General features: G+C 38.0%; 16 protein-coding genes. 4 read left to right on the forward strand and 12 right to left on the reverse strand.

From position 1 onward, the window contains the following. Positions 1 to 607: 607 nt before the first annotated feature. The 7 genes from ACI6PS_RS10030 to ACI6PS_RS10060 all read right to left on the reverse strand — a co-directional run bounded on the left by ACI6PS_RS10030 (position 608) and on the right by ACI6PS_RS10060 (position 5,164). A complete protein-coding gene (locus ACI6PS_RS10030; protein ID WP_421012432.1) occupies positions 608 to 1,066 on the reverse strand; it encodes a hypothetical protein in 459 nt (152 codons plus the stop codon). Between the two features lie 162 nt (positions 1,067 to 1,228). Beyond that, the gene (locus ACI6PS_RS10035) at positions 1,229 to 1,951 is read right to left on the reverse strand and encodes a hypothetical protein (protein ID WP_421012433.1); all 723 of its coding nucleotides are present in this window, start codon (positions 1,949 to 1,951) and stop codon (positions 1,229 to 1,231) included. Positions 1,952 to 1,990: 39 nt separating this feature from the next. Continuing rightward, positions 1,991 to 2,278 (reverse strand): hypothetical protein, encoded by a 288-nt coding sequence (locus tag ACI6PS_RS10040; protein ID WP_421012434.1) that lies wholly within the window; start codon positions 2,276 to 2,278, stop codon positions 1,991 to 1,993. A gap of 252 nt (positions 2,279 to 2,530) precedes the next feature. Continuing rightward, on the reverse strand, positions 2,531 to 2,830 hold the full coding sequence (locus ACI6PS_RS10045; RefSeq protein WP_421012435.1) for a hypothetical protein: 300 nt from the start codon (positions 2,828 to 2,830) through the stop codon (positions 2,531 to 2,533). 3 nt (positions 2,831 to 2,833) lie between these two features. Then, positions 2,834 to 3,364 carry a YceI family protein gene (locus ACI6PS_RS10050; protein ID WP_421012436.1) on the reverse strand — a complete coding sequence of 177 codons (531 nt, stop codon included), beginning with the start codon at positions 3,362 to 3,364 and terminating at the stop codon, positions 2,834 to 2,836. 93 nt (positions 3,365 to 3,457) lie between these two features. After that, positions 3,458 to 4,333 carry a pirin family protein gene (locus ACI6PS_RS10055; protein WP_421012437.1) on the reverse strand — a complete coding sequence of 292 codons (876 nt, stop codon included), beginning with the start codon at positions 4,331 to 4,333 and terminating at the stop codon, positions 3,458 to 3,460. Between the two features lie 249 nt (positions 4,334 to 4,582). Next, positions 4,583 to 5,164 carry a Crp/Fnr family transcriptional regulator gene (locus ACI6PS_RS10060; protein WP_421012438.1) on the reverse strand — a complete coding sequence of 194 codons (582 nt, stop codon included), beginning with the start codon at positions 5,162 to 5,164 and terminating at the stop codon, positions 4,583 to 4,585. 104 nt (positions 5,165 to 5,268) lie between these two features. On the opposite strand from ACI6PS_RS10060, the gene ACI6PS_RS10065 reads away from it, so the two are divergent. From ACI6PS_RS10065 to ACI6PS_RS10075, 3 genes are all read left to right on the forward strand, one after another. Then, positions 5,269 to 7,629 carry a GAF domain-containing protein gene (locus ACI6PS_RS10065; RefSeq protein WP_421012439.1) on the forward strand — a complete coding sequence of 787 codons (2,361 nt, stop codon included), beginning with the start codon at positions 5,269 to 5,271 and terminating at the stop codon, positions 7,627 to 7,629. Between the two features lie 82 nt (positions 7,630 to 7,711). Beyond that, a complete protein-coding gene (locus ACI6PS_RS10070; protein WP_421012440.1) occupies positions 7,712 to 7,954 on the forward strand; it encodes a type II toxin-antitoxin system ParD family antitoxin in 243 nt (80 codons plus the stop codon). Position 7,955: 1 nt separating this feature from the next. Beyond that, entirely contained in the window at positions 7,956 to 8,249 is a 294-nt protein-coding gene (locus ACI6PS_RS10075; protein WP_421012441.1) for a type II toxin-antitoxin system RelE/ParE family toxin, read from the forward strand. Positions 8,250 to 8,263: 14 nt separating this feature from the next. On the opposite strand, the gene ACI6PS_RS10080 is transcribed toward ACI6PS_RS10075, so the two are convergent. Next, positions 8,264 to 9,454: a Pycsar system effector family protein gene (locus ACI6PS_RS10080; RefSeq protein ID WP_421012442.1), complete on the reverse strand. Its 1,191-nt coding sequence runs from the start codon at positions 9,452 to 9,454 to the stop codon at positions 8,264 to 8,266. A gap of 25 nt (positions 9,455 to 9,479) precedes the next feature. On the opposite strand from ACI6PS_RS10080, the gene ACI6PS_RS10085 reads away from it, so the two are divergent. After that, positions 9,480 to 13,211, forward strand: coding sequence for a metallophosphoesterase (locus ACI6PS_RS10085; protein ID WP_421012443.1), 3,732 nt, complete (start codon positions 9,480 to 9,482; stop codon positions 13,209 to 13,211). Between the two features lie 65 nt (positions 13,212 to 13,276). Here ACI6PS_RS10085 and ACI6PS_RS10090 read toward each other — a convergent pair whose 3' ends face one another. The 4 genes from ACI6PS_RS10090 to ACI6PS_RS10105 all read right to left on the reverse strand — a co-directional run bounded on the left by ACI6PS_RS10090 (position 13,277) and on the right by ACI6PS_RS10105 (position 19,319). Next, the gene (locus tag ACI6PS_RS10090) at positions 13,277 to 14,149 is read right to left on the reverse strand and encodes a hypothetical protein (protein WP_421012444.1); all 873 of its coding nucleotides are present in this window, start codon (positions 14,147 to 14,149) and stop codon (positions 13,277 to 13,279) included. Between the two features lie 241 nt (positions 14,150 to 14,390). Continuing rightward, positions 14,391 to 15,443, reverse strand: a complete 1,053-nt coding sequence (locus tag ACI6PS_RS10095; protein WP_421012445.1) for a phytase — start codon at positions 15,441 to 15,443, stop codon at positions 14,391 to 14,393. After that, on the reverse strand, positions 15,443 to 16,426 hold the full coding sequence (locus tag ACI6PS_RS10100; RefSeq protein ID WP_421012446.1) for a metallophosphoesterase: 984 nt from the start codon (positions 16,424 to 16,426) through the stop codon (positions 15,443 to 15,445). The genes ACI6PS_RS10095 and ACI6PS_RS10100 overlap by 1 nt, the downstream gene beginning before the upstream one ends. 76 nt (positions 16,427 to 16,502) lie before the next feature. Next, complete coding sequence (locus ACI6PS_RS10105; RefSeq protein ID WP_421012493.1) at positions 16,503 to 19,319, reverse strand: TonB-dependent receptor; 2,817 nt, start codon at positions 19,317 to 19,319, stop codon at positions 16,503 to 16,505. Positions 19,320 to 19,332 lie beyond the last annotated feature (13 nt).

The following is a 19,332-nucleotide window of genomic DNA, read 5'->3' on the forward strand; positions in this document are numbered from 1 at the left end:
TGATGATTTTGCCCGGAAGTGTGTTTATAGTTTAGGGCAGAAAGGTTGTAATATTTAAGGAGAATGCTTTAGGGCTAAATGGCGAAAGATTTGGTTTTCAGGAGTAATTTAAATACTGAAATGCGCATCTGATAGCTAGAGATTATGTATTTCGGCACCGAAACGGGCATAGTGGAGCTACTATCAACACGTTTCGGCGCCGAAACGGGCATCCTATAGCTATATACAAGGCATTTCGGCGCCGAAATGGACATAGTGGAGCTACTATATATGCATTTCGGCACCGAAATGGACATAGTAGAGCTACTACCCAAGCGTTTCGGCGCCGAAATGGATACCCTATAGCTATATACAAGGCATTTCGGCACCGAAATGGACATAGTAGAGCTACTACCCAAGCGTTTCGGCGCCGAAATAGACATTATTATTCTTGAAAAGCTTTATTGTGAAAAGTACTGGACTTGAAGTTTTAGTGCTTGAATGAATTTAAAACAGGATGAGAAGAATTATTAGACAGGGATAGTTTTAAAGATAAGAAACTTTCCAATTGAATATTTTTCCTAAGAAAAAAACTCAGCCATTGTGTGAAAAAGCTGTTAGGAAACTATTATTGTTTAGTTTTATTCTTTTCCATATACTCAGCTAATTCTTTTCCTTCATAAGTATAATCTTCGTACTCGAAATATACTTCGTTTGACATAGTTCGTAATAGTCGTATTTCAGGTTCCATATCAACTTTATTTAAATAAATATCAATAAAATACTGAGCTCGACTTTCAATATATTTTGGTTTAGAATTCTGAATAATTCTACAAAACGATTCTATGTCATTTCGTTTCTCAAATTCAACTTTGTAATCCTTGTAAAAATCAAATATTGAATCATTTAATTTCCATGTTCCCAGATCGGTTTCTATCTTTCTGATTTTTGATGAAATAATTAATGCTCTTTTAGAATAATCGAAAGAGTTTTCTTTTCCATAAAACATATCATAAAAGGCCCAAGCACCTAGTAAATTAATGACTATTACTCCAAGTATTATTGTTTTTTTAATGCTAAAGTTCATCTTTGTAGGTCTGTAATATGTTTGCTAACGTTTCGCCGGTAAGCGAAGTCGCTGATCAATGCGACCTGAGTTCTCTCTAACAAGATAATATTTCTTCGTGAAAACAGAACATGAATCTTGCAGATTCTCAGCGATTTCACTTACCGGCTGTTGGTGGCAGTTTTAACTTCCTTCGATTTTCCATATTCCAGCGACATGAGTTTTATTTTTATCGCCTACGGGAGATATTGCTAAACAAGTTGTTTTAACAGTTATGCTGGTTCCAAAAGTATTTTTTGGATGCCTTATATTGTAGTTTTTTTGAAAAGGTAATAAACCCCAATCTTGGTTTGCATTATTAAAAACCTTGACTTTCGATTCGCCAATTTCAAAACTAAACCAATCTTTGTATATCCCATCGGGTTTCCACTCTTCATAATTTGGTGCGTTCGGATTTAATTTAGTAGAAGTCTTTACTGTGTTTGTTTTTCCATTACTTACAACCAGTGTCTTTTGGCCAACAAAGTAAGCCCTAAATTCTTCATAAGTTCCACACATCAGGAAAAAGCAATCTTTTTTTTCCCAAGAATTGCAATATGCAAGACGTACAACATCGTCAAAAACTCTTTGATGCTCTTTCCCATTTTCTTTTGCGGTACCGCTTTTAGCGAGTTTGAATTCATAAAACTCAAGTAAGTCTTTATCACTTTTCTTTGCTGCCTTTGTTAAAGAATTATTATAGATTACTAAGTCAATCTTTTTACTTTTAAAACTTGGGTGCAATTTCTCTAGGACAACTCTATGTATTGCTATCCCGTTTCCCGTAATTGAGTCAGCGATTGGATATCTTAGACTGGCTTCGTGGATGAATTGTCTTCGCCCTATCTTGGACTGATATCCTAACAAATTGAATCTACTATTGAAGCAAATTTTTCTTCAATTACCTTATTGTGCCTCATTTAATTTTGCATCAATTTTGTGAATATCTCCGTCGAATTGTTTTTGTTCAATACTATTGATATCACTAAGTATAACACGCATCCACGGATTGTCCATATTTGCGTCTACAAGTTCGTGATAACCATTATTGCCTACGTATTGATAAATTGCATAATCTAATACCTGTCTAGGGTCTTTATTTCCCGCGTACAAAAACACGGCTATTCTTCCTTTACCATGTTTTGTTTTGTAGTCCGATTCGTTAATTGTTAATCCTGGGAATTCTATTGCCATATAATTGCTTTATGATTAGATATCGTTTTAAAAAATTGCCACGAATTTGTTTATATGTATGACTTTATCAAACATATCCCAAAATAAGGCGTATAAGTATGATAAAGTAGATTTTATTCCCCACTAAAGTAATAATTTATTTCCTACAATAGTAAATCTCTAAAGGAATTTCAAAATTCCCTCCGACAACTTCAAAAAATCCAAATACAAAACACAAAAAAAAACTGCAAGCCATAAGCCTGCAGTTTCCAGTTAACCAACCTCTAATGCCGAAGTAATTTCATTCCTGAGCAAACCACTACCGCCACCATAATGCTGGATGATGACAATATCAGGTTTCAGGTTCCGGAAAGCGGTTATCAAGAGATGCTCACTTTCCTCTTCAATCCCGCAACCCAGCAGTACAAGAGTAAAATCATATTTGGAAAACATTTCCAAAGCCTCTTCATCGGTTGATGCACCAATACCCAACCATTCCTCATTTACATTCAGCAACCGAACAACCGTTTCCAGGATTTCGGCATGCCTCCCGATGTAGAGTATCTTTATCATTATTTATTGTTTTACAAACTGCAATTCGATATTCAATTTCACTTCTTCACCAACCAGCACACCACCTGCTTCAAGGGCCGAGTTCCAATTCAATCCCCAATCTTTACGGTTGATTTTTCCTGTGATGGACATACCGGCTTTCAAATTTCCCCAAGGGTCTTTTGCCAATCCACCAAATTCTACATCCAATTTTACTGGCTTTGTAACGCCGTTAAGCGTCAAATCGCCTTTCAATTCGTATTCTTCTTCATTTAATTTCTTGAAAGACGAAGCACTGAACGTTAGTTTTGGATGTTTCTCTGCATCAAAAAAATCAGGGCTCAATAAATGCTTGTCACGGTCGGCATTTCCTGTTGTGATTGAATCTACATCGCCTGTAAATTCAATTTTTGCATTCTCGAAGTTATCGTCTTCGGTTTCAATCGTAGCATCAAATTTTTGAAAGCTACCTGAAACATTTGTAAACATCATGTGTTTTACTTTAAAACCAATTTCTGAGTGTGTTGGGTCGATTGACCATTTTGTTGTTGACATAATTTCTGATTTTTATTATTTATTACTATTATTTATTTTTATTAAGTTATTCGTTATAACTCTTGCCTTTTGGCTATTTACTTTTGCCTAATCTTACATCATCATCGGCACTTCCATCAAAAGAATTTGTGCATCTTGTGAATTTGCTTTGATAGTAATTGAAGAAGTATCCCAGATTCCAAGTCCGTCGCGCTGATTCAATTCAATGTTTCCAATTGTAAAATCTCCTTTAAGGACAAAGGCATAGATTCCGTTTCCAGCTTTCTTAAGATTATAAGTGGTGTTGAAATCCTTATCGAAATCACCCAAGTGAAACCACGCATCTTGATGGATCCAAACCCCTTCATCGTCTGCATTTGGGGAAATAATCTGCTGTAATTTGTTATGACGGTCGGCTTCGTTCAAGGTAATTTGGTCGTAACGAGGCGAAACATTCTTCTTGTTCGGATAGACCCAAATCTGCAGGAACTTGGTCAAATTTTCGGAGCTGTTGTTGTATTCGCTGTGGAAAATTCCAGTACCGGCACTCATCACTTGAATGTCACCTTTCTTGATAACCGCTTTATTTCCCATGCTGTCTTCGTGTCGCAAATCGCCTTCAAGCGGAATCGAAATGATTTCCATATTGTCGTGCGGATGTTTTCCGAAGCCCATTCCGGCATCCACGCGGTCGTCGTTCAAAACTCTTAATACACCAAAGTGCATACGTTCTGGATTATGGTAATTGGCGAAACTAAAAGTGTGGTGCGAATCCAACCAACCGTGATTGGCGTGGCCTCTGGTATTGGCTTTGTGCAAAACCGTGCTTTCTAAAACCTTTGAATCGGTATTGGGAATATGATTGAAACCAACTGGCTCTAATTCTTTAATCTCGTCGATGTCGTTTTTCATCACATCGCCAATTGTTGCTGATGTCACGAACATTCCGGTTCCCATCAGTCCTTTTTTTATAAAATCTTTTCTGTCCATAATGAGTTATTTTTTATTGTGATTATTATGGTACAAAGTTGCGTTAGAAAAAAGAGGTGGGCATTGAACTAGGACAAGAAATGAAAAATTCCAAAAAACAATTTCCAAATTCCAAATAAGCTACAAAAAACAATTTCCAAATTTTTGAAACCTTAAATCCATCCAATATAATTCTGCAAACAAAGGTTTGAAAAATTGATTTTTAAAGTATTGGAATTTATTTGGAATTTGGAAATTGTTTTTTGGAATTTACCCCTTTGCCATTTTCGCTCGAACCTTACTCAGGAACTCTGCGGAAATCCCCAAATAGGACGCGATATAATGTTGTGCGACACGTTGTGGAATGGTGGGATAAAGCTCTAAAAATTCCACATATTTTTCCATTGCGGTTTTAGAGATGGTATTGAAAAGGCGGTGTTGGGTAACCGAAAGATTACGTTGCATTAGGATTCTAAAAGCCCTTTCAAAACGGGGTGCTTTTTCAAAAAGTGTTTCCTTGGTTTCAGGACTGAACATAAAAAACTCACAATCTTCCAGTGTTTCAATAAAAACCTGGCTTGGTTTATCTTCATATATACTAAAGGAAATATCGCTGACCCAGGCATTCTCGATTCCGAATTGCAGGATGACTTCAAAACCATTGGCATCAATAAAGTACTTTCGGATGCATCCCTTGATGACAAATGCTTCGAAATTGCACATTTCGCCTTCGTGGAGCATAATGGTTTTCTTCGGGACTTTTTTGTATTCCAATAAAGAATTAAAAAGGTTAAGTTCTTCTTCGGAAAAAGAAACATATCGGCTGATGCTGTTGTTTATTTGTGTGTACAAGGTTTCGGGATTTAAACCCTAAAGTTATTCAATTTATTGAAGTAGGACAACTTAATTGGAGACAACTTATTAGTATCTTTGTAGCCTAAATTTCTCGCACATAAATGATTTACGAAAAACACCAAGATAATCCGTTTCAGGTTCATATTTCTTTCCATAAAGTAATTGAAGCGTTGGAGGAAATTGCCTTGTCGGATGTAGATTACAGGTCGAATTATGCAAAAGGATTGCTCAATGAAGTGAACAAATTTCCTGAATTGAGAGAAGGAATTTCAGACATAAAGCAACTGGAGGAACATAAGGTATTGATTCGTTATTTGATGTCGGATTTGTTTCCAACAGCATTGACCAAAAATGAAATTAAAGCGGTTGCCATTCCATTCCACAATATATTATTCAATTTTACCGAACGTTTTCAGGGTATTCTCAACAATGCCGGGCCTGATTTCGATATGACCATTCGCGACTTCGACGACCACGAGTTTTATGTGATGGGTTGTTGTCTGATTCTGATGCAATATTATAAGTATCCTTTGGATTTAGGAAAGCCTTTTTTCTATGATATTCCCGATGCAGAAGGTATCTTGAAGCATTACAGAATTTTATACAATGCCGATTTTATGGAAATACTTCCAACCGAAAAGGCAATTGCAATTACGCCGGATGACATCGATATGCTAATCGATAATTACGATAATCTGGAACTCTGGATGGAGAAATTCCCTAAAGACAGCTGGGTTCTGAAAGGTTTCGGAATCATGTCGATGTACGATGCCACGACTGAAAGTGCCGTTTCCAATTTGAAGACGAATCTTATCGGAAAAAGGGATGAAGATTTTTCAATCGAGCAGAACTTTGAAACCATCTTCAGGTCGATTTATAAGATATCTGATTTAAAGATTGGTTATACGGCCATCAATTACGAAGAAAATAAGTTTGTTACAGCTCCTTTTGATAAAAATGTACAGAGTTTTATATTGAGTGAGGCGATGGAAAATGATTGCAAGGAACTCATCTGCGACAAATCATTCGACGGACTAATCAAGAAGAATAATTACATGAGTATTTCGGATGTTGAAAAGTTTGCAACCGAAAATCCCGAAAACAAATTGGCTCTTCAATTTATGAAAATGGGCATAAGGAGTGTAATTTTTGCACCGATGGTCAAGGATGATAAGATTCTCGGAATTATTGAGCTTGTTTCTTCCCAAAAAGGAAAACTCAACAGCATCAATGCCCATAAAATGGATATTGTGATGCCGTATATCGTAGATACGATGGAACGCTTTTACTTCGAAACCGAAAATGAAATCGAGGCCATTATCCAGAAAGAATATACCGCCATCCATCCAAGTGTGTATTGGAAATTCCGTGAAGAGGCGATGCTTCATATCGGCAATAAGAACACAAGGGATTTGCCTTTCAAGGAAATTGTTTTCAAGAATATCACGCCTTTGTACGGTCAGATTGACATTAAAGGTTCCTCGACAGCAAGGAATCTGGCGATTGAAAAAGATTTGGCCTTGCAGATTGATATGCTGATTGAACTTTTCAAATTCATCAGTGAAAACCTCCAATTGCCGGTTATCTATCAGAATATTTTTGAACTGGAAAAATACCAAACCCAGCTGAAAGAAAGCTTGAAAGCCGATACGGAATCAATTGTGCAGACGTATATTTTGAACGAAATTCATCCTATTTTACAACATTTCAATTCATCGAATGTTCAAGTAAAACAGAGGATTACGGCTTATTTTGAAGCCTTGGACCCAAACATCCAGATGGTGTACAATGCCCGAAAGGATTTCGATAGTACGCTTTCGCTCATCAATAAAAAAATGGCTTCGGTTTTGGATAAAAAACAGGAGCAGGCCCAAGAATTTTATCCGCATTATTACGAGCGTTTCAAGACCGATGGAGTGGAGCATAACTTGTATATTGGAGCGTCAATTTCGCCAAAGCACCCTTATAATCCGTTGTATTTAAGTAACCTGAGATTGTGGCAATTGCAGGCCATCTGCGAGATGGAAAACGAATATTTCCATTTAAGAAAAACCTTGCCTTATGATTTGGATGTTACGTCGCTGATTCTGGTTTTCAGCACGCCGATTTCCATCCGTTTCCGTATGGATGAAAAGCGTTTTGATGTGGATGGAACCTACAATGCACGATACGAAGTCGTAAAGAAAAGAATCGATAAATCGAACATCAAAGGAACCAAAGAACGTATTACCCAAAAAGGTAAAATCACGATTGTGTATTCGCAACATCAGGAGGAAATGGAGTACCGAAAGTACATCCAGCTACTGCAATTCAAGAATATTCTAGGTACTGAAATCGAAAATTTTGATGTAGAGGATTTACAGGGAGTTACCGGTTTGAAGGCACTTCGCGTGGCGGTTGTTTATAACGAAGCTTTGACAGAAGAATATACGTATCAGGAATTGTTGAAGGATTTTAAATAAGCTAAAGTAAAATGGTTTCAGAAAAATTGCGGATAAAACTGGAAAGTTACCATTTTTTGGTAACTTAGCTAAAAAAATAAATATGGGACGTAATACATCTATATCGCTAGGAAATCATTTTGAGAATTTTATTGAAAGTACTGTCAATAATGGGAGATTTAATAACGCAAGTGAGGTTGTACGTGCCGGACTTAGGCTTCTTGAAGATGAAGAAAATAGAATAATTTCTTTGCGAAAAGCTATCCAAGAAGGAATTGATAGCGGAATTGTTGAAAATTTTGAACCTAAAAAGTTTTTGCAAGACCTAAAAGCGAGAACTAAGTAAAATGGCAAAATATCATTTTACTAGAAGAGCAGTTAATGATTTAATAGAAATCTGGGATTATACAGTTGAAGAGTGGTCAGAAAATCAAGCCGAAAAATACTATAATCTTATAATTGCTTCGTGCATGGACTTAGCCGATAACCCTAAACTCGGTAAATCTTATGGAATCGTAACTTTAAATGTTCTCGGTTACAGATGTGGGGAACACATCATTTTCTATCGTGAGATTTCAAGAAACGAAATTGAAATCGCCAGAATTTTACATTCAATGATGGATTTAAAAAGTAAAATATAGAAGCATCAGATAAATTACAACCTCTTAAAAGCAATCACAAAAGTCGCCACCGAAATAATAATCCCAATCATAAAAACCGTATAAGTAATTCGAAGCAACTTGTATTTTCGGTTTAAAACCAATCCTAAAAAGTATAAATCCTTTATCATTGAATCGTACAGATATTCCCTGTCTTTCATCATTTCCTTCATGGCCCAAGTATATTCATCGAGTGGCATCTTATAAAAATTCCCAAAGAACAAAAGGTTGATTTTTTTGGCTTCAATATCCTTTCGGGTAAAGGAGCCGTTGGTCACTTTTGGTCGTGTTGAAAGTATCGCAAAAATGATGGAAATTACACTGAACATCAGCATCACAAACGTTGGTAAAACCAAATGAGCATTACTCGGACTGTCCAATTTCGGAATTAAAGTTGATAGGGCAATCGAAATGATAATGGCGTTTACCGAAAGCAAAATATTCGCCTTGCTGTCGGCAATTTGGCTCAATTGCGTATGATTGTTGAGGGTAACACGGAACATCGTTTCAATGCCACGTTCGGGAGTGTCCATCTTGTCGAGCTTTTTCTGGCTCAGCAATTCCTTGGTTTTTTTCTTTTCTTTCTTCCCTTTTTCAAGTGAAGTGATAAGGTTGTGAAGCATCGAGATGTTCTCGTCTTTTATAGGTTGCCAATGCTGCTTTGCATATTCGGTGTAAAATCGGTGGAAAGTGTTGAAGAATTTCAAGTTTTCATGAGCCCATTCCAATTCCGAGAAATCCATTTTTTTGGTATGCTTGAATTCTTCCCGAAGCAAATCACACACTTCAAAATAATTACGGCTTCCAAAATGTGAATTGTCGGCATCACGAAGAATTTTCTCGAGCTTTTCAACAGGTTCAAGGTTGAGTTGGGTTGCCTTGATGAGTTTCGCTATTTGAGCCGTCTTTTGAGCATCGTAATTATTGTTGTTTAAAAAATCGGTTACAATTTTAATTCCATTATCCTCGTGGTTTTCATATCCATGAATATATCCAGCATCGTGGAACCAAGCGGAAACAAACAATAGTTCAGCTTCATCGTCTTTAATTTCTTCCGCCTCAATCAACGTTTTTACGCTGTTTACGACCCTCAAAGTATGGTTAAAATTATGATAGATATAATCAGAAGATAAATTATCTTTGAACAACTGGAATATGTAATTCTCGGCTTTTTGAACAATAGTCATAATCAAAATTTTATACAGCCAAAATATGAAATTATTTTCTCTAAATGGTAGATTTCAATATAATATTAGCGTCGTACTTGTAAACGTATTTGCACTCTTTCTATTGTATTCCTGTGCTGTAAAAAAGCCAAAATACGGAAAAGAAGCCCGAACAGTTTCAAAGGATTCAGTAACAGCGACTACCGTAAAGCATACCTTCTTTTTAATAGGCGATGCCGGAAATGCCGATGAGGAAGATGCCAAGAATACGTTGGCTTCTTTGAAAAAAAGATTGAACAGAGCTGGACAAAACAGTACCCTTCTTTTTCTGGGAGATAATATTTATCCGTACGGGATGCCTGATGTCAAAGATGAAAATCGAAAATTGGCCGAAGAAAAGATGGACAACCAATTGGCTTTAGCCAATAATTTCAAAGGAAAAACCATTGTTATTCCAGGCAATCACGATTGGTACAACGACGGTGTTGTGGGTTTGAAACGCCAAGAAAATTATGTAAACGAAAAGCTGAAACAGAAAAAATCGTTCCTTCCGAAGGACGGCTGTGCGATTGATGATATTTCCATCAATGATAATTTGGCGTTGGTCATCATTGATTCGCAATGGTATTTGGAGGACTGGGACAATAATCCGACGATAAACGACAATTGTACCATCAAGACAAGAGAGGATTTTTTTACAGAACTGGAAGATGTTTTGAATAAGAATCAGAAAAAAACAACGGTTATCGCCATCCACCATCCGTTGATGAGCAACGGAACACACGGTGGACAATTTTCGTTGGAGAAACAGCTTTTTCCGTTGGAATCCAAAATTCCGTTGCCGGTAATTGGGTCGTTGATTAATCTGCTTCGAAAAACAACCGGAGTTAGTCCACAAGACATTCAAAACAAACAATATACGAAGCTTATAAAACGCATCAAGGCGTTGATTCAGGATAAGGACAATGTCGTTATTGTTTCCGGCCACGACCATAATTTACAATACATTGAGAAAGATAATGTGAAGCAAATCATCAGTGGGGCAGGTTCGAAAGCCGAAGCTTCGAGAGCCATCAACCCAAAGGATTTTTCGTTTGGCGGAAATGGTTATTCGGTTTTGGAAGTGACGGATAAAGGTGTCGCCAATGTTTCCTTCTACGGAATGGTAGACAAAAAAGAAAAGCTTCTTTTCAGGCATCAATTGATTGCCGATAAGATTGAAATTCCGAAGAAAAAATACAACAATTCGTTTTCAAAATTTACACGCTCTTCTGTTTACGATTCCACAATGACGTCCAAAAGTGGGTTTCATAATTTCCTTTTCGGGAAGCACTACCGCGAATATTACAGCAAGCCGGTAAGGGTCAGAAACGTAAACCTTGATACGCTTTACGGAGGATTGAAACCTTTGAAAGAAGGTGGCGGACATCAATCAAGATCCTTGCGTTTGGAAGACAAGGATGGAAAACAATATGTAATGAGGGCCTTGAAAAAGAGTGCAACTCGTTTCTTGCAATCGGTTGCTTTCAAGGACCAATATGTGGAAAAGGAATTCCGTGACACGTATGCCGAAGATTTTCTGTTGGATTTTTATACTTCTTCACATCCCTACACACCATTTGTTGTTGGAGATTTGGCGGATGAAGTTGGCGTAAACCATTCCAATCCGAAACTGTTTTATGTTCCGAAGCAAACCGCATTGGCTGATTTCAATGAGAATTTTGGTGATGAATTGTACATGATTGAAGAGCGTCCGGCAGAAGGTTTTGAGAAGTTGGAAAGTTTCGGGAAACCAGATGCAATCGTAAGTACTGATGATGTTTTAAAAAATCTAATGAAGGACGAAAAATATGCTGTTGATGAAAAAGCCTACATCAGAGCACGTTTGTTCGATATGCTTATTGGCGATTGGGACCGTCATTACGACCAATGGCGTTGGGGCGAATACAAGATTGATGGAAAAGTACTTTACCGACCAATTCCACGCGACCGCGACCAAGCTTTCCCAAAATACGGTGGGGCTTTATTATCGCTTCTGATGAAAATGCCGGCTTTGCGTCACATGCAGAGTTTCCGTGGGGAAATCAGGAATGTAAAATGGTTCAATATGGAAGCCTATCCATTGGATTTGCGTTTCCTTAAAACTTCGGATGAAAATGTTTGGAAAGAGGAAGCCAAGCAAATACAAACGCAATTGAGTGACTCAGATATCGACAAGGCATTCAAAAATCTGCCGAAAGAAGTTCAGGACAATACCATCGAGCGAATCAAGGGCTATTTGAAAGAACGTAAAAATGACCTTGGCGAAACGGCAAGTGATTATTACAAGGTTCTGCAAAGGACTGTTTTGATTGTCGGAACTGATAAAAAAGACAAATTCGTAATCAACAGACTTCCTGATTCCAAGACCGAAGTAAAGGTTTTCAGGATAAAAAAGGATGGAGAAGAATTGCAATATACCCGTATTTACAACAAAAAAGAAACCAAGGAAATTTGGTTGTATGGTTTGGATGACGATGATGTTTTTGAAGTGAAAGGAAACGAAAATGGCAACATCACCTTGCGAATTCTTGGCGGTTTGAACCACGATACTTATTTGGTTGAAAACGGAAAGAAAGTTGAAGTATACGATTATAAGTCAAAAGAAAACACATTTGATATTGATAGGGCTACCCGTAAAAACCTCCACGACAGCTACGAACTCAACTGGTACGATTACAAGAAACCGAAATACAATATTATTGCTGGTTTTCCAAATGCAGGTTTCAATCCCGATGATGGCGTGAAATTGGGCGTTTCGATTACTTATACGGTGAATGCGTTCAAGCGAAATCCATTTTCGCAGAGACACAACATCAGGGCGAATTATTATTTTGCGACAAGCGGATATGAGTTGATTTATAAGGGAATATTTCCTAATATCGTCAACAATTGGTTTGTAGAAATGGATGCAAGCATCACAAGTCCGAATTTCAGTTCTAACTTTTTTGGATATGGAAATGAAACGGCAAATGAAGATAATGACAAGGGAATGGACTTCAATCGGGTGAAAATCCAAACGATTAAAGCTTCGCCGTCTATCAATTGGAAAGGGGATTTTGGTGCTTATTTTTCGGCGAAAGCTATTTTTGAATCCATGGAAGTGGATAGAACGGGGGATAGATTTATTACCACACCAGGATTAGTAAACCCCGAAGTTTTTACCACTCAGAATTTTGCTGGAGCAGAAATCCGCTACGGTTATGAGAATTATGACAATCCGTCGAATCCAACCTTGGGGATGAAATTTTATATCGAAGGTGGATACCGCGTCAACCTTGAAGATTCAAACAGACAGGTTCCTCACGCAGAAATGGCATTGGGTTTCAGCCATAAGATTACAAAAGGAGGGAAGCTTGTCATAGGGACTTTGGCCAAGACCAGAATGCTTTTCAGCAACGATTACGAGTTTTATCAGATGGCAACCATTGGAGGCGATTTTGATTTGAGGGCGTTCCGTTTCCAGCGTTTTTCAGGAAAACAATCGTTCTTTCAAACATCGGATATCCGATATGAGATGGGAAAATTCAAAAACGGCATCGTACCGATAAAATACGGTTTCCTAGCCGGATTTGATTACGGAAGGGTTTGGCTTCAGGACGATTTTTCAACCAAATGGCACAATTCGTATGGCGCTGGACTTTGGCTGAATGGCGTAAATGTCATCACTGGAAAAATAGCACTTTTCCATTCGGAAGATGGCGTTAGGATTTCGGCTGGGATAGGATTTGGGTTCTAGAACTGTTATATTTTTTTGCCACAGATTCACAGATTATATTCAAATTTAATCTGTGAATCTGTGGCTTATTTTTTTGTCAAAACCAACTGATACAATTTTCCGCCCGTTTTTTTATCTTTTTCATCGGTGATGTAAAGCTTTTCATTGCCTACAAAACAGATACCTTCCTTTTGAGTGAAGCTTTTTAAGTCAATCTGTTCTACTTTTCCTGAAAGGAAATTGTTGGAAGTGAAATCGGTGAAAATCCAAACCTTGTCGGAACTCAATAACGCCACTTTTTTTCCGTCTGGACTGATATCGGCACTCGTCACTGCACAATGATTGAAGTTATCGCAGGTTTTAAACGATGAAATTAATTTGGCCGGATGGTTTCCGGATTTGTTCGGAATTTGATAGAGCAGGGTAGTACCATCAAAATTTGAACTTCTGTTTTTGGTGAACAGATAGAAATTGTCTTCAAACAAGAAAAAAGATTCCACATCATAAAAACGTTCCGATTTTTTAGGAGGAAACAAGGTTTGTTCTGGAAAAAAGAAGAATATTTTTTCGGCAACCGAAGCTTGTTGTTTGGTCAAATCTTCGGCATTTATTTTATAAATCGCTAAATCTTTACGTTCATTATCATTGTTTCCAAAATCACCAATGTAGAGATTTCCATCTTTATCGGAAGTCAGATCTTCCCAATCGTTGTTTTGGGCATTTGTAATTTCAACAGTATTTATTAATTCGCCTTTTACATTCAATGCAAAAAGTTGAGGCTCGTTGCCACTGTCTTCCAAGGTCCAAATCAAATCAGATTTTTCGGTTACTTCAACTGCCGAAGATTCCTTTATCTTTTTCGGCATCGAAAACAATTCCTGGATCACTTCCTGGGATGAGGTTGCACAGGAAATAAATACCACACTTGCCAATAAAACTTTTATGGTTTTTGAAAACATCTTTTTTTTGCATAAAAGTAATTATTGTTGTTCAATAAAAAGCGCAAACTTTTAAAGGATTGTTTTTAGGGTTTACTATTTTAATAAACCTCGCAAAGTCGCGAAGTCGCAAAAAAAAAACGATCACTAGCTTTGCGTCTCAGCGTCTTTGCGAGATTGAAATAATCAAAGCTAAAAACAAAAAGGAGATACTCTTTGATTTGAGTATCTCCTGGTCATATGATAAAAAAATCTTAATTCTTTATTTCTTCTTGTCGATCAACTCTTGAATCTGATTCCAATCGTAGAAATGAAATGTCATTCCGTTGCTCATCGCTACAAACATTCCGTTTTTATAATTGCTTCCCAAGTTTACATTGGTAACATCGGCACCATCACATTCAACGGTAGAAGTAGGGATTACAGCCAGAAGCGGATATTCATTTGGGTTTCCGTTTGCACCTTCTCTTGGATAAACATTAAAGGTATTGTCCTGCTGATTGGAAACCAAGATATAGCCAGTTGTGGCTGTTTTTTTATAGATGGCAATCCCTTCATTATCGGCCTTGAAATCTTTCTGACCGAAAAAAGCAAGTTCGTTGTTGTCCCTTGCATCCGGGTCTGCCACATATTTCCTGATTCCCGATTGCTCATCAGAATAGTAGATGAAGCCAAGCTCGTTATCCACTGCAATGGCTTCGATTTCCTTCTTCATGCTGTACTTTCCAAATTTCCTCACCACTTCGGCTTTTACATTTCCAGTGCCGTCGTCCGTCAATTTATATTGCCACAGATAACTTTCGCTCGGACCCGATTTTCTTCCCACAACGGCAAAGATTTCCTTGTCGTTCGGCCTTGTATATAAAGCAATTCCCATTGGATCACGCTCCAATTCACCGTCAAAAACAGGAATGCCGCCGTTGTCAACAGGTTTCATATCCGGCAGGCTGAAAATACGGATGCGGTTCATTTCGCGTTCAGTTGTAACGGCAATATCGGTTTTCTTTCCGTTTAAAATCAACCCATAAGCAATGTCAACATTATTCGGACGCTTGATTCCCAAAATCTTGTTGACAATTTTTCCTTCCAAATTATACACGTACAAACCTCCATCAGTGTCTTTATCTGTCCCGATGATCAAGCTTTTGGAAGCATCGGTCGGATGAATCCAAATCGCTGGGTCATCCGTGTCGTGAGGAGCGGGTTCGGTTATGGTGATTGGTTTTAAGGCATTTGGTTTTACGGGAGCCAGCTTGTCGCTGCATGAAATACTCAAAACTCCGATTGTTGTTATTGCAATTAAAAATTGTCTCATTATTTAGTGATTTCTGTTGTATAAAGTATCTTTCCTTTTTCGTTGACGGCTTGCACCTGCAGTTTTTTATCATTGATAGAAAACGTCAGAAGACCTGGTTCTGAAGCTGAGAATAAAGTTCCTTCTCGGTTTCCTGTCGGTCTGATTTCGCATGCTGAACCGGATAGGAATTGTGTTGTGTACCTTCCCTTTGGTTTAATAATTTGCAAATCGTGCTCGTGTCCACACAAATAAGCATCCACTTTATATTGGTCGAACAAACCTGCAAATTTCTTTTCAAATGCCTTTGTATCGGGATTTTCCTTGCGTTTTCCTCCAGAATATAATGGATGATGTCCCACAACGATTTTCCATTTGATTGCTTTATCAGATGTATTCAAGGTTTCAACCAGCCATTTTCTTTGGGCTGTGGTATCTTGAGCGATGATGTTTTCATACATATCCGTTCCCTTTTTATGATAGCTGTCGATGTATGGATTGGTATCCATCACGACCATCAAAACCTTGTTGCCGTCTTTCAATTCAAATGTTTTCGAATAATATTTGGCCGGCATTTTCCATCTTCGGCTCACATTTGAGTAATCAATCTGGGCTTGGATACTCCCCCTGTAATCGTGATTCCCTAAAGCCACATACCAATTTTCGTAAAGGCTGTGATTTGTATAAATATTCTCAAACGATGAAATCCATTGGTAATCCGTAGTGCTCTGAACGCCATTCGGATAAAAATTATCGCCTACGCAAACCGTGAATTTGCAACCCATTGTCATCGATGCTTTTCCCATTTGTTCGGCTACTTCTTTTTGGAAATATTGTCCGTTTCTGCCAAAATCGCCCATCACGATAAAGTTAAGGCTTTTGTCCAATACTTTCAGTTCGGGTATAAAACCGCCTTTGTAGCCGGATTGTGCCTCTTCAAGATAATCTTGCGCGAACGTAGTTCCGAAGACAAAAAGAAGAAGTATGTAAAGAATATGTTTCATAATTATATTTTACTGAAAAAACGCTGACAGGAAATCAATCCCGTCAAACGTTTTTTTAAATGTTGATTTTAAAGGATTAAAAATCCAATTTGATGCCGAAATTATAGCGTGCCTGATAGTATTCCAATTGTTTTGTCCTTGAAGAAATGCCTTGATAGTAACGCAAAGGTTGGTTCGTCAAGTTATTTGCTTCAGCAAACAAACGTAGGTTTTTAGTGATTTTGTAAGAAGCATTTGCATCCACAAAAAGTTGCTTGTCATAGTACGAATCTTCAAATGCTTCCGAACCCAATTCATCTAAATAATCAGAAGTAAAGTTGGTAGAAATTCTTGCAGAGAAACGTTTGTTTTCCCAGAAAAGTGAACCATTGAAAGTATGTGGAGCTGTTTTTGGAAGGCTCACATCGGCTCTTGGATTTCCATCTTCATCCGAAATTCCGAATGCTTTTGATTCTGTAAACGTATAGTTCAAATAAATTCCGAAACCTTGCAGAAATTTTCCAGGAAGGAAATCCAATTGTCTCTGGATGGCTACTTCAAATCCGTAAACATCTACTTTGTCACCGTTTCTGGATTGTGTGAACGTCCAGTTTTCTCCTGCCGGAATTGGATTGGCCTGATTAGGGAAATCATTTGCAAATTGTTCCGTTGTATAAGCCGGATCACTGTAAGTATAGATGAAGTCGTTCAATCTCTTATAGAAAACACCCGCAGAAACCAAACCTACCGATTTGAAATAATTTTCAGCCATAAAATCGGCATTATAGGCAAGTGTTGCATCAAGGTTGGGATTTCCTGCGAAAATCTCAGAGTCCGAAGCAATATTATTTACAAACGGAGCCAGGGCATAATAATCAGGACGGGCCAAAGCTGTGGTTAATGCTGCACGTAAAACCAAGCTTTCATTGGCATCATATTTAAAAGAAACACTAGGAAGAACGTTTGTGTAGGAGTTTGAAGTCGTGATTTGACCTTCCAATTCTTCTTCGTCCAAAACCCTATTTCCGGTATAATCTATCTGCGTGTTTTCGATTCTGAAACCTACAATCATCGATAATTTTGTAGATAAATCTTGGTCCCATCTCACATAACCTGCGAAGATGTTTTCTTTTGCTTTATAATTCTCAGCCAAAAACTCCGAAGGGTCAATTTCACTTTCAAAAAGTCCAGCATTGTTCAAGTCCAATCCACCTAAAAAGTTAGCAGATGCGTACATTCCAGGAACATATTTTACACCGGGGTTAAAATTTTCTCCACCGAAGAAGCTTGTCGGAACATCAGCCAAAGTTTCAAATCCGTTAATTGGTTCGTAAGAAAAGAAAGTGTTATTTCTCATTTTGTCTTTCAATCGCACTCTCAAACCGGTCCTGATTCTACCTTTTTGATCGGGCATTATCGAAAAAGGAAAACGAATGTTCAACTTTGCTCCAAATTCACTTTCTTCCGTTTCATCTGTATTTTGAGTAAGTCCTCCCAATTCAAAAGAATCCGGGTCTTCGCCAATGGCAGCAATCAACGGATATTTCGTATTCGATAAATCCTCCAGCATATCAACACCTTCTTGTTCAAACTCGATATAACGCTCGCTTGGACGGTATTCTCTGGCCTTTGCATAATTCATCGACCAATCCAAATCCAATTTTGGACTTAATAAATGCTCACCTCTCAACGAATAATTCTGCACTCTTTGGTCTTCCAAACGTCTGTTCTTGTTGCGTTTGTTGTCGATTCCTCCTTTGGTTTCTCTCACAACAGTTCCATTGTAGCCTGTAATTCTATCTGCATCATCATAAATCGCTTCGATATCGGTGTATGAAGTCTTGAAACGGTTTTCCCTGTCGTCTCTCCAGTTGTAGATCGCACTTGCAAAAATCGTATTATTGTTGTTGAATTTATAATCCAAAGCCAACGAGGCACTTCTACGAATCCTTTGAACATCATACTTTCTAATGTCTGATTCTTCGATGTACACATTTCCGAAATCATCCTTTACCCAAGCCGCTTCAACGTTGTCTGAACCGTAGTCGTTATTGTTGTAAGATCCACTGACAACCATTCCGAATTTGTTATTCAAATAGCGGTTTCCATATACGAAGCCTCCCGTGTGAAGTGCTTTTTCCCTGATTGGATTGTATCCGCCAGAAAGAGTAGCCGAAATCCTTTCGCCGTTTGGAGTTGCCCTGGTAATCAAGTTTACCGAACCACCAATCGCATCTCCATCCATATCAGGAGTAAGCGTTTTGTTTACTTCAATTGTCGAGATCATATCCGATGGAATAAGGTCCATCTGAACGTTTCTGTTATCGCCTTCAGCAGATGGAATCCTATCGCCATTAATGGTAACAGAGTTCAAAGTAGGTGCCAGACCTCTCACGATGATGTTTCTAGCTTCTCCTTGATCGTTCTGCATTGTGATTCCCGGAACCCTTTTTAAGGCATCACCGATATTCGAATCCGGAAAACGACCCACTTGGTCCGAAGAAATCACATTCGTAATATTTCGGTTGTTTTTCTGCTGGTTCAACGCCTTTGCCTGGCCTTTCAATCGGTCTCCAATTACAACCACTTCGCTTAGGTTTTCTGAACCGGAAGACAATTTGAAATTGATCACCACGTTTTTTCCTTCTTCAACCTTCACTTCCTGTGAAAGCGTCTGGTATCCGATGTACAGTACTTCTACCGTATAATCTCCTGCAGGAACATTCAAAAATTCAAAATCTCCAATCTGATCGGAAACCGTGTATTTGTTTCCGATATTCAATTTGATAGTTGCACCCGGCAATGAAAAGTTCCCGTCAAAATCGGTGATTTTTCCAGAGATGACTCCGTTTTTCTGGGCAAATCCGCTAAAGCCGATTGCTAGAAAAGTAAGTAATAAAAGTAAATTTTTCATCATTAATGTTTGT

It is taken from the genome of Flavobacterium sp. PLA-1-15 (assembly GCF_049060005.1).
In the GTDB taxonomy this organism is placed as follows: Bacteria; Bacteroidota; Bacteroidia; order Flavobacteriales; family Flavobacteriaceae; genus Flavobacterium.

Coding starts and splice junctions, on each gene's coding strand:
- ACI6PS_RS10030 (WP_421012432.1), bottom strand. CDS start 1,066: ATGAACTTTAGCATTAAAAAAACAATAATACTTGGAGTAATAGTCATT.
- ACI6PS_RS10040 (WP_421012434.1), bottom strand. CDS start 2,278: ATGGCAATAGAATTCCCAGGATTAACAATTAACGAATCGGACTACAAA.
- ACI6PS_RS10045 (WP_421012435.1), bottom strand. CDS start 2,830: ATGATAAAGATACTCTACATCGGGAGGCATGCCGAAATCCTGGAAACG.
- ACI6PS_RS10050 (WP_421012436.1), bottom strand. CDS start 3,364: ATGTCAACAACAAAATGGTCAATCGACCCAACACACTCAGAAATTGGT.
- ACI6PS_RS10055 (WP_421012437.1), bottom strand. CDS start 4,333: ATGGACAGAAAAGATTTTATAAAAAAAGGACTGATGGGAACCGGAATG.
- ACI6PS_RS10065 (WP_421012439.1), top strand. CDS start 5,269: ATGATTTACGAAAAACACCAAGATAATCCGTTTCAGGTTCATATTTCT.
- ACI6PS_RS10070 (WP_421012440.1), top strand. CDS start 7,712: ATGGGACGTAATACATCTATATCGCTAGGAAATCATTTTGAGAATTTT.
- ACI6PS_RS10075 (WP_421012441.1), top strand. CDS start 7,956: ATGGCAAAATATCATTTTACTAGAAGAGCAGTTAATGATTTAATAGAA.
- ACI6PS_RS10080 (WP_421012442.1), bottom strand. CDS start 9,454: ATGACTATTGTTCAAAAAGCCGAGAATTACATATTCCAGTTGTTCAAA.
- ACI6PS_RS10085 (WP_421012443.1), top strand. CDS start 9,480: ATGAAATTATTTTCTCTAAATGGTAGATTTCAATATAATATTAGCGTC.
- ACI6PS_RS10090 (WP_421012444.1), bottom strand. CDS start 14,149: ATGTTTTCAAAAACCATAAAAGTTTTATTGGCAAGTGTGGTATTTATT.
- ACI6PS_RS10095 (WP_421012445.1), bottom strand. CDS start 15,443: ATGAGACAATTTTTAATTGCAATAACAACAATCGGAGTTTTGAGTATT.
- ACI6PS_RS10100 (WP_421012446.1), bottom strand. CDS start 16,426: ATGAAACATATTCTTTACATACTTCTTCTTTTTGTCTTCGGAACTACG.
- ACI6PS_RS10105 (WP_421012493.1), bottom strand. CDS start 19,319: ATGAAAAATTTACTTTTATTACTTACTTTTCTAGCAATCGGCTTTAGC.